Here is a 10,136-nt window from a genome sequence, read left to right on the forward strand (position 1 = left end):
AGGTAATACCGACCCAAATCAACGCGAAGCCATTCTTAATGCTTTCTAATCTTAATGGCAATTAAGTTTAAAAAATAAAAGCCGCGGGGTTATCGGACAATCCCCGCGGCCGCTTATTGTAGGATGTAAGAAATCACTTTATGAAAAAAGCAATGCTTACGAGATGTTCTGATCAGAACATTGAATATATTATCATAATATACAGCTAACATACTAATAAATTAAGTTACATTTTTGTTACAAAATGTTAGTTGTCGGCCTGACCATTAACACTTTTCGCGTTTCTATACTATAAGGCCTGATCCGCCGCCAGCAAAACCGACAACAGGGTATACAGGTACTGGTCGGGGGTCGTCAGTTGAATGTGGTACTGGTCTTCCAGCTTATTCAGCCGGTAGTCCAGGGTGGAGCGGTGGATTCCCAGGTCCAGCGCCGTCTGTTTCTTGTTTTCCCGGTTGACCAAAAACGTCCGCAGGGTCGCAAACAGTTTGGGATCGGCCCGCCGTAACTCCAGCACGTCCCTGCTTAGGTAGCTGGTCAGGGATTGGTCCTGCCGGATGTGGTCGATCAGGTCCGAAGCGATATAATCACCGTACTGGTTAAGGCCAACCGCCTTCCCCAGCTTGATCGCCCGGACGGCCTGCTGGTAAAACTGGTTGAACTGGTGCAAGCGGGTAAAGGAGTTGCTCAAGCCAGCACAGGTGTCGTTGCGTTTGAGGTACGGTGTCAGTTCCTGGATGATCGTCTTGACCACCACCGGGCTACTGTTCTCAATGACATAGACGTCGTACCGGTCATAGTGGAACGTGACGAACTTGGTCAGGATCGTTCCCACTGGCTGGACGTTGGGGCTGGGCGTCTTGATGCACAGCACCCGCAGTGGCCGAACCAGCTGGTGGGGGTCAAACTGCAGGCGATTCTGGACCTCACTGATCGAGATATTGGGTCGAACCAGGATATCGCGAAGCAGGCCTTCCAGATTGCCGCCTTGGGACTGGTACGGAAAATTATGCAGGCCGACCGTGGCGGCGATCTTGTCGAGCTCCGCCGCAATGGTCGCCCGATCCTCATTCAGGAGGTCGCGGTCCGCCACCACGATGATCAGGTAGAAGTGGTCATTATTGCGCAAGACCACCTCTTGGAGGAAGAAGGGCTGATGAAAGCCCGGCAGCTGACAAACCTGACCACCGAGTGTTGCCGACGAGTTGAGCAGGCGAACCAGCGCCTGATTCGCCCCGGCGGTCACACTGATGTACCCCGCCGCCACACTCGATTCCCAATCACCCAGATCATGGTCTCCGGTACTGTGGCCCAACAACTTCAGGCTGGAATCAAAGATCAGGACTGGATTGGCGACCGCTTCCTGAAGGACCCGGAGAATTTGCGTGACCGGGTGCTTATACGACAGCGCCTGGGAGAGCTGGTCTTCCCACTGCAGGTACTGGATCACCCGTCCCTGCAGCTTGGCAAATAGTTCCACCGGCGTGTCGGTGGTCACCAGCCACGACTGGTCTGCATCTGAGCGCGGATGTTTGACAAGCTGAATTTCGCCTACCGGCACCCGGGTCATCGCATCAACCACTTCAATGGCCCCGTGCGCTAGGCAAAAGCTGACCTGAGCGAGCTCGACGTCCGCCAACTGATTGTTTAGGTGATAACTAATGTTCAGCTTTTTCAAGAATGCTTTTAGTTTCATAGTCCGTTTCTCCTACATTATGTCGTAATTTTGCCATTAAATTTACTGGATTTTACACGATGAATTAGTAATCACAGATCATTATACTTGATTACGAAATGTGAAAGAAGAAACAAACTGGAGGAATTCATAATGAAAAAGTTAATCATCACCGGTGTCGATGGCAACCTGGGTCGGGTTGCCGCCAAGGAAATCCAGCAGCTCGTCGCTCCCGAACGGTTGATCTTCTGCAGCTACAACGAAGACGCGCTCAAGCCCTACCAGGAACTAGGCATTGAAACTCACCAAACCGACTTCAACCAGCCGGACGGCCTAGCCGATGCCTTCAAGAACGGAGAAAAGCTACTGTTGATCTCGATGCCATTCGTCGGGGCCAAGCGTCAGGCGGCCCACCAAAACGTCATCAACGCCGCCAAGTCCGCTGGCATCAAGCAGATCGTCTACACTTCTCTCGTCAACGCCGCCGATCCGACGAACCCGAGTGTCGAGAAGAAGGACCACATCTTCACCGAGAACGCCATTAAGGAGGCCGGCCTCGACTACATCTTTCTCCGGAACTCCCAATACGCGGAGGCCATGATCACCAACTACTTCACCTATGTCAAGGGCGATGGTGTCTTGAAGAATAACCAGGGGGATGGCCTGATGGCGTAGATCTCCCGCCAGGACTGCGCCAAGGCCGCTGCCTACGCCTTAGCTAGTGATGATTACCACCACGCCATCCTCAACATCAACGGCGCCGAGGCTATGACGATCAGCCAGTTCATCCAGATCGGAAACGAAGCCACCGGGAACCACGTCCGCTACCAGGAGATCACCGACGAACAAAACTACGCAATCTTCGACGCAATGGGCGTTCCCCGTACGACCGACGGCAAGTTCAAGAAGGACTCCGAAGCACCATTCTCGAGTGACGGAATGGTGACGTTCGGCCAAGCCATCCGGGAAGGCAAGATGGCCTTAAAGACCGATGACTTCCAGGAGCTGACCGGCAGCCAACCACTGACGGTTAAGTACATGTTCGAACACGCCGATGACTTCCAAATTGGCGCTCGGCACTCACAAGATAAGTAGCAAAAAACCTGGGCCACGCGCGTCCAGGTTTTTTCGTTTGGCTAAATTTAAGTTTCCGCAATGAAGCCAGAAAGATCCATAGCATTAAGCGACACTCATCCCACTTGACAAGTATTCCATCAATGTTCAATAAATTAAGTTTGTGATCAGCAAAGCAATTAACGATAAATTCTGTAATTAACATAATAAATCTTCTTATCGCTTTAAAAAATTAGTAATCTTATAATTTTATTGACAAGAAAACGCTTTAAACATATCCTTAAACCCATCAATTATTTCACATTGATTTCTAACAGACGAAGGGAGGGAAAGTTATGACTAGCCAACAGCAAATTATTGCTATTCAAATCATCATTAACGTCGTGATTATTCAATAACACGGGGTCTTTTGATGATGCCCGTGTCGATTACCAACACACGGGCAGCAACGACTAGGTATAACTTTCCTGGGTCAGGAGCTGCGAAGCTTCTGGCCCTTTTCTTTTGGCTGAAATTCACCAGAAAGGAATTTGTGTATGGGAACTTTAAGTTTTTCGTTTGACGCCGACAAGTTGCGAAAGCGGAGTGACGAAATCACCAAGGGCGTCGATCGGGCTCCCGGGAGAAGCCTGCTTTACGCCACTGGCCGCGTACGCAGTCCAAAGGATATGGACAAACCGTTTATCGCCATCTGCAACTCTTACATCGAGATCGTTCCAGGCCACGTCCACTTGCGGGAGCTGGCCGATATCACCAAGGAGGAGATCAGAAGGGCCGGGGGGATCCCCTTTGAATTCAACACCATTGGGGTCGACGACGGGATCGCGATGGGCCACATCGGGATGCGGTACTCCCTCCCCAGCCGGGACCTGATCGCCGATTCCGCGGAAACGGTGATCAACGCGCACTGGTTTGACGGCGTCCTCTTCATGCCGAATTGTGACAAGATCACCCCTGGGATGCTGATGGCGGCCGCGCGAACCAACGTCCCCTCGGTCTTCGTGTCCGGTGGGCCGATGAAGGCTGGAGTCGACCCGAATGGCAAGGCCGTAACCCTCTCCAACATGTTTGAAGCCGTCGGGGCCTTCAAGGATGGCAAGATCAGCAAGGCTGACTTCCTAGAAATGGAAAAGAACGCCTGCCCAACCTGCGGATCCTGCGCCGGGATGTTCACCGCCAACTCAATGAACTGCTTGATGGAAGCCCTCGGCGTTGCCCTTCCCTACAACGGAACCGCCCTCGCCGTCTCCGAAGAGCGGAAGGAATTAGTGCGCCAGGCCGCCCGCCGCGTCGTGGAAGTGGTGAAGGAAAACCTGCGGCCGCGTGACCTGATGACCAAGGAGGCCTTTGACGACATCTACGCCACCGATATGGCCATGGGCGGCTCGACCAATACCGTCCTTCATGGCCTGGCCATCGCCCACGAGGCCGGGATCGACTACACCGAGGAAGACATCAACAAGATCGCCAAGCGGACGCCCCACATTGCCAAGATCGCCCCGTCCTCGCACTGGACGATGGAGGACGTCCACAACGCCGGCGGGATGCCCGCGATCATGAACGAACTGATCGAGCTGGGTGGCGACGTCTTCCACCCCGACCGGCCGTCAGTCACCGGGAAAACCATCCGGGAAAACGTCGCCGGCCACTACTCCAAGGATGAGGAGGTCATCCGCCCCGTCGCCAAGGCCTATTCAAAGCAGGGCGGCCTGTCCGTCCTGTACGGCAACATCGCCAAAAAGGGGTCCGTGATCAAGTCCGCCGGCGTCGATCCGGACATCAAGGAATTCACCGGCACGGCGGTTTGCTTTGATTCCCATGATGATGCCGTCAAGGGGATCGACGACGGGACCGTCAAAAAGGGGGACGTGGTGGTGATCCGCTACGAGGGGCCGAAGGGTGGTCCGGGGATGCCGGAAATGCTCAACCCCACTTCCGACATCATCGGCCGTGGGTTAGCCCGGGACGTGGCGCTGATCACCGACGGGCGCTTTTCCGGAGCCACTCACGGGATTTGTATCGGCCACGTCTCGCCAGAGGCCGCTTCCGGTGGCGAGATTGCGTTGATTAGGGATGGCGACAAGATTCATATCGACCTGACCAACCGCACCCTGGACCTGCTGGTACCTGATGAGGAGCTCAAAGAACGGCGCAAGAGCTTGCCGCCGTTCACGCCAAAGGTGAAGTCTGGCTACCTCTCACGCTACCAGGCCCTGGTCACCTCGGCCGATACTGGCGCGGTGATGGTCGGCTATGACGAACTGGTTAAGATCGCGAACCTAACTAAGTAAGGAGGGAGGCCAATGGCAGAAACCACCGTGGCGGCATTGGAAGATCGGGTTATCCGTGCCCTGCAGACGGTCGTCGACCCCGAATTGGGCGTGGACCTGGTCAACCTCGGGCTGATCTATGGCGTCGATATGGGCGATGATGGGACGGCCACCGTCACCATGACCCTGACGACCATGGGCTGCCCCATTTCAGCGGTATTGCAACAGATGATTGAGTCCGCACTCAAGAAGATTACGGAAATCAAGGCCGTCCAAATCAAGCTGGTGTGGTCGCCGGCCTGGACGCCAGCGCGGATGAGTCGGTACGCCAAGATTGCGCTTGGCTATCACGGCTAAGGGAGAGAGGAGTTTTTGAGATGAGTAAAGTGAGATCTTTTGGAAAATGGTTTAGTAAGTGGTTCACACTATTCGTGATCGTGTGGTCGGTGGTTAATTATTTTGCCCCACAGATTTCGGCACCACTGGTGAAGAGCACCCGGTACCTATTGGGAATTGTCCTTTTCGGAATGGGATTGACGTTAACCGGGAAGGATTTTGAACGCATCGTCAAGCGGCCGGTCCCCGTTATCCTGGGGACCGTCGCCCACTACGTCATCATGCCGGGGCTGGCACTGTTATTATGCGCGGTCTTCAACCTCAAGGGTGCGACCGCGGCGGGGGTCATCCTGGTTGGGTCGTGTCCAAGCGGCACCTCATCGAGTGTCATGGCTTACCTGGCCGGTGGGGACGTGGCGCTTGACGTTTCGATCGAAGCCCTGTCGACTCTGCTGGCACCGGTTGCAATGCCGACCATCCTATACTTCTTCGCGGGACGCTACGTTCATGTCCCAGCACAGAGTCTGTTCTTGAGCACGTTGGAAATCGTGGTCCTGCCGATCGTCCTCGGGGTCGTTGTCCATACAATGTTGAAGGATCGGATTGCGCCGGTTCTGGACTTCCTGCCAATCGTTTCGCAGTTAGCAATTCTCCTGATCCTGGGCGCGGTCGTTTCAGCTAACCACGCCAACATCTTCACTGCCGCAACCGCGGTCGTGATCCCGGTCGTGATGCTGCACAATCTTCTGGGCTACGTGCTTGGCTACCTGTTCTCACGGGTATTGCGGCTCCGGCAGCCACAGCGAAAGGCGCTTACCTTTGAGGTGGGGATGCAAGATTCAAGCTTGGGGGCCACGCTCGCGCTGACCTACTTCTCACCGGTGGCGGCAATCGCCTCGACGATCTTCAGCATCTGGCACAACATCTCCGGTTCGATCCTGTCTTCGTGGTGGAAGAACCACACTAAGGAAACCGTTGAGGAAATGCTTGATAACGGGCAAGGCGCAAGCTTCGAGGAGCTAGAAGGTGTAGAAGATTAAAAGATAAAGTAAAACTGGGCACACAATGTTATTAATGAAGTACTTACTCTTGGGAGAGTAATTTGATATTCTCAATGAAATAACCTCTAATTGGCATGTTCGCCGATTAGAGGTTATTCTGTCGTTTTTATGGAGATCGATACTAGTTAAACTTTAAATTTAATATATCTGTCCCGTAAGTTACTGAAAAATTAACGGCTTTTACTTTAATTATTTAACTTAACAGCTTGCCTAACAATATTCCCCTATGATAATCTGTTTAAGGTTTTACTGTATAGGAGGAAGATTTTTTTGAAAAAATTAATTTCATTGTTTATTGGTTTCGTTGCTAGCCTCTGTCTAATGACTATCCCTAGCACCCACCCCGTTTTAGCAAGTCAAAGTCATTTAGCAGTCAGCATCCTGGACGGTAAGGACGCTCAAATTTCAAATAATGCTGTTAAAATTAACTCTGATGATGATGGGAGCGTCACCTTTAACGGTCACACAGACGCCAACGCTACAGTTACGGTTGCCAAGCATGGCGGAAACAACAAGAGTTACAAGATTCAAGCCGATGATAATGGTAATTTCACCAAGACCATCCAACTTTCAACCAAGACTAAGAAATGCCGCTTTGACATAACCGCCAAGAGCGATGGTAATGATAAGAGTCAGAAGGAAACTTTTAAAGTTACCAATAAGGCCTACGTTAAGCCGGTGGTTGAAAGCTCATCATCCTCTTCATCTTCAATAGATGAAAGTGAAAACAGCAGCGAAGAAGCAAATGATAGCGCGACAGCTTCTTCATCAACAACCAGCACTTCAACTGATGGCGATATGAGGACCGACCAGGCTGGCGGAATGATTGTTGGAAATGCCAACTCGCACATCTACCACACGCCAGACCAACAAGGCTACCACATGAACCCAGCTAATGCTGTTTACTTCAACTCCGAAGCAGAGGCCCAAGCCGCCGGTTTCCGGAAATCACTACGATAATATAACTTAAAAATATAGATCTACAGTAAAGCATTGTAAGTACCTCGTAATTGTTAGATACAACTCTAATAATTGCGAGGTGTTTTATATACGCACTACTTATACAAAAAAGGTACCAGTAAGAATTAATCTTACCAATACCTAATATTTAAAGCTGACTTGCAAAATCAATAAAAGGAATGTTCTGTTCACTAAATTTAGAAAGAGACGTAATACTTCGAACCTGTGGCCTAATATAGGATAAAAGTAATGCGGCCGCATTTATTTTCAGAAAATTCTCCTCTTTTTCAGAGCTTAATCCTTTTTTCCATACAAACTTTGCTCGCATTGTTTGCCGAATAAAGAACGGTTTATTACTATCCATATCTATTTGATCAAAATTGGAAACTGTTAACGACACAATAGAACTTTTATTAAATTTATCTTCCTCAACAATCTTACCATGACTGGTACTTATCTTCATGTTTTGAGAAATATTCAAATCACCTTGGTAATTAGGATTTTCCATAAAAATGGATTCTACTAATTCCGGATTGGTGAATTGAATAATGCTTTTATTGTTTTTTGAATCCATAATCAAGCAACCTTTACAGCATAATTTGCTTCATTGAAGTTAGCATTAGTTTTAACCGAAATAGTATGTTTCTCAGGTGCAGGGGCTGCAATTAGCTCATTTATATCTTTAACAATATCATCATCCCTTGTTTCTTCAAAAAAAAGTGAATATAATTCTTCATCTGATATCCATTTTTTTGTATCTAATGCTTCTTTTTTTATTCCAACTTTTTTGGCATTACCGAAGACTGACATTATTTACACCTCTTTACTATTTCTTTGTCATTAATAATTTTAGTATTCCTAATAACCAACTCGCGACCATTAGGAAAATTAGAAGTGGTATTAGGAATAAAGCTTGTGTAAGTACACTTTACCATAAAGTCAGGATTATCCACATCCAGCATTCCGTGTTTTATTGCTAGTTCCAGCAGTATCCCATCAATATTGTGTCTTTTCTTAGCTCTCCCACTATGATAGTGTTTCCATTCTTCATTTGCTCGTTGCTCTAATTGCTCTCGTATCTTCCCCCATCTTTGCGTAAAGCTAGCATCATCTAAGTCTACATAACTAACTTTATCTGACGTGTCTAGATTTACTTTTAAAACAGCTACCTTGCCATTTTTATATTGTCGAGCATATTTTCTAGCATTTTCTTGGGGATCCCATACTCCCTGCTCATCTGGACAAAATGTATATACTCCATTTCCCAAGTCATTGGTTACCTCCTTGGGAATAACTTTAAAACCCGTTCTTAAAATTTGTTGCGCATTTTCTACCGTTGTCCCATGATAAACATCAACCACCACTCCTGCTCACCTTCTCTGAAGCCTTTGACTATGTTTATTCTTAAATTTTCTTTTATTATATCAAGAGCTTAATGAACAATACACTTTTTAAACTGGAAAATTCTACATAGCAAAGTTATTCTTTTAAGTTCAATCCCGGCAAAACAGTATTACTGCTTAATTACAATATTATCTACTAGTGTTCATGGCCTATGCCGAGATATATCCCTAACACGTATATTGACAGATCCAAGTACTTTTATAATGCTAATATATTTATAATGAGTAAAATCACTCAACAACAACTACTTTATTTCATACCCGCCAATGAAAGCGCTATAATATAACTAACGATATCGTTATTGCTTGATGGACAAAAGTAGTTAGAAAGAAGCTGTTAATATGTCTATGATAATCGTGTTGCAATTGTAACCGGTGGTGCACAGGGTATCGGTGAGGCAATTGCCAAACAATTGGCTAACGACGGGTACGACCTCGTAATCGCCGATTTGAAGAAGGACAAGTCCCAGACCGTTGCCGACAGCATCACGGCGGCAGGTCACCAGGCCGTTGCCGTTGAAGGTGACGTTTCGCAAAAGAAGGACGCGGAGAAGTGTGTCCAAACGGCCGTTGATAATTTTGGCTGGCTTGATACCTATGTTAACAACGCCGGGATCATCATTATCAAGCCATCCATGGATACCACCGAGGAAGAACTGGAGCGGATTACTAAGGTTAATCTGTGGGGCACCATGTTTGCCATTCAGGCGGCGGCCACACAATTCCAAAAGCAGGATGATGGTGATAAGATTCGGAAGATTATCTGTGCCTCATCCGTCGCTGGTCACTTTGGCTACCCAATGGAGGCTACCTACTGTGCAACCAAGTTTGGTGTACGGGGCTTTGTTCAATCATTTGCTAAGGAGCTGGCCAAGGACAAGATCACTGTCAATGCGTACTGCCCTGGCATTTGTGATACCCTGGAGGGACATTGACGCTCAGCTGGTTAAGTATCAAGGTGGTCTTGAAGGTCAATATCTGAAGGAATACTCTGAGGCAATTGCCCTTGGCCGGACCGAACAACCGCAAGATGTCGCTGACCTGGTCTCCTACCTGGGTTCACCTAAGTCAGACTACATTACTGGTCAAGCCATTCAGGTTGATGGTGGTATGACGATGATTTAACATTTTTATCTTGCATCTAGTACAGAATGATGGCATGAAGCTTCTTTGCTAAAATGAGCTTCATGCCTTTTATTTTTTACCATTGTTTTCTAAAAAAGCAGCGACATTGAGAGCGTAAAATATTTTGTGTAAATTCTGAAACTTGAATTGAAAAAGGGAAAGCCTTCCCTGTATGATTGTAAGCAGTCCATAACGATACGTATTGTAAAAGAACAGCCAGCTTGATCGTGTT

At 48.5% G+C, this 10,136-nt stretch carries 10 protein-coding genes and 1 pseudogene; 7 read left to right on the top strand and 4 right to left on the bottom strand.

Annotated features, from left to right (window positions below):
- Positions 1 to 289 precede the first annotated feature (289 nt).
- Positions 290 to 1,696, bottom strand: a complete 1,407-nt coding sequence (locus ACI31J_RS00970) for a PucR family transcriptional regulator (protein WP_439772605.1) — start codon at positions 1,694 to 1,696, stop codon at positions 290 to 292.
- Positions 1,697 to 1,828: 132 nt separating this feature from the next.
- Here ACI31J_RS00970 and ACI31J_RS00975 point away from each other — a divergent pair, with 132 nt between their 5' ends.
- The 6 genes from ACI31J_RS00975 to ACI31J_RS01000 all read left to right on the top strand — a co-directional run bounded on the left by ACI31J_RS00975 (position 1,829) and on the right by ACI31J_RS01000 (position 7,376).
- Positions 1,829 to 2,350: an NAD(P)H-binding protein gene (locus ACI31J_RS00975; RefSeq protein ID WP_439772606.1), complete on the top strand. Its 522-nt coding sequence runs from the start codon at positions 1,829 to 1,831 to the stop codon at positions 2,348 to 2,350.
- Positions 2,351 to 2,443: 93 nt separating this feature from the next.
- Positions 2,444 to 2,770 (top strand): NmrA family transcriptional regulator, encoded by a 327-nt coding sequence (locus ACI31J_RS00980; RefSeq protein WP_439772607.1) that lies wholly within the window; start codon positions 2,444 to 2,446, stop codon positions 2,768 to 2,770.
- Between the two features lie 515 nt (positions 2,771 to 3,285).
- Positions 3,286 to 5,040: a dihydroxy-acid dehydratase gene (gene ilvD / locus ACI31J_RS00985; protein WP_439772608.1), complete on the top strand. Its 1,755-nt coding sequence runs from the start codon at positions 3,286 to 3,288 to the stop codon at positions 5,038 to 5,040.
- A gap of 12 nt (positions 5,041 to 5,052) precedes the next feature.
- Positions 5,053 to 5,376, top strand: a complete 324-nt coding sequence (locus tag ACI31J_RS00990) for a metal-sulfur cluster assembly factor (protein WP_439772609.1) — start codon at positions 5,053 to 5,055, stop codon at positions 5,374 to 5,376.
- Between the two features lie 20 nt (positions 5,377 to 5,396).
- A complete protein-coding gene (locus ACI31J_RS00995) occupies positions 5,397 to 6,395 on the top strand; it encodes a bile acid:sodium symporter family protein (protein WP_439772610.1) in 999 nt (332 codons plus the stop codon).
- A 291-nt stretch (positions 6,396 to 6,686) separates the two neighbouring features.
- Positions 6,687 to 7,376 carry a sunset domain-containing protein gene (locus ACI31J_RS01000; protein ID WP_439772611.1) on the top strand — a complete coding sequence of 230 codons (690 nt, stop codon included), beginning with the start codon at positions 6,687 to 6,689 and terminating at the stop codon, positions 7,374 to 7,376.
- A gap of 148 nt (positions 7,377 to 7,524) precedes the next feature.
- On the opposite strand, the gene ACI31J_RS01005 is transcribed toward ACI31J_RS01000, so the two are convergent.
- Genes ACI31J_RS01005 through ACI31J_RS01015 form a run of 3 tightly spaced genes read right to left on the bottom strand, consistent with a single transcriptional unit; the run spans position 7,525 to position 8,737 of the window.
- On the bottom strand, positions 7,525 to 7,950 hold the full coding sequence (locus tag ACI31J_RS01005; protein WP_439772612.1) for a protein-export chaperone SecB: 426 nt from the start codon (positions 7,948 to 7,950) through the stop codon (positions 7,525 to 7,527).
- 2 nt (positions 7,951 to 7,952) lie between these two features.
- The gene (locus tag ACI31J_RS01010) at positions 7,953 to 8,186 is read right to left on the bottom strand and encodes a hypothetical protein (protein ID WP_439772613.1); all 234 of its coding nucleotides are present in this window, start codon (positions 8,184 to 8,186) and stop codon (positions 7,953 to 7,955) included.
- Entirely contained in the window at positions 8,186 to 8,737 is a 552-nt protein-coding gene (locus tag ACI31J_RS01015) for a hypothetical protein (protein ID WP_439772614.1), read from the bottom strand. The genes ACI31J_RS01010 and ACI31J_RS01015 overlap by 1 nt, the downstream gene beginning before the upstream one ends.
- 407 nt (positions 8,738 to 9,144) lie before the next feature.
- On the opposite strand from ACI31J_RS01015, the pseudogene ACI31J_RS01020 reads away from it, so the two are divergent.
- Positions 9,145 to 9,904: pseudogene (locus ACI31J_RS01020) on the top strand (SDR family oxidoreductase).
- Positions 9,905 to 10,136: the final 232 nt, after the last annotated feature.

The sequence above is a fragment of the Limosilactobacillus sp. genome, from assembly GCF_051873075.1.
GTDB lineage: Bacteria > Bacillota > Bacilli > Lactobacillales > Lactobacillaceae > Limosilactobacillus.

What these genes read in the sequence shown, in the direction of transcription:
- ACI31J_RS00990 (WP_439772609.1), top strand. Translation starts at nt 5,053, where the DNA reads ATGGCAGAAACCACCGTGGCGGCATTGGAAGATCGGGTTATCCGTGCC.
- ilvD (WP_439772608.1), top strand. Translation starts at nt 3,286, where the DNA reads ATGGGAACTTTAAGTTTTTCGTTTGACGCCGACAAGTTGCGAAAGCGG.
- ACI31J_RS01005 (WP_439772612.1), bottom strand. Translation starts at nt 7,950, where the DNA reads ATGGATTCAAAAAACAATAAAAGCATTATTCAATTCACCAATCCGGAA.
- ACI31J_RS00995 (WP_439772610.1), top strand. Translation starts at nt 5,397, where the DNA reads ATGAGTAAAGTGAGATCTTTTGGAAAATGGTTTAGTAAGTGGTTCACA.
- ACI31J_RS01010 (WP_439772613.1), bottom strand. Translation starts at nt 8,186, where the DNA reads ATGTCAGTCTTCGGTAATGCCAAAAAAGTTGGAATAAAAAAAGAAGCA.
- ACI31J_RS00980 (WP_439772607.1), top strand. Translation starts at nt 2,444, where the DNA reads ATGACGATCAGCCAGTTCATCCAGATCGGAAACGAAGCCACCGGGAAC.
- ACI31J_RS00970 (WP_439772605.1), bottom strand. Translation starts at nt 1,696, where the DNA reads ATGAAACTAAAAGCATTCTTGAAAAAGCTGAACATTAGTTATCACCTA.
- ACI31J_RS00975 (WP_439772606.1), top strand. Translation starts at nt 1,829, where the DNA reads ATGAAAAAGTTAATCATCACCGGTGTCGATGGCAACCTGGGTCGGGTT.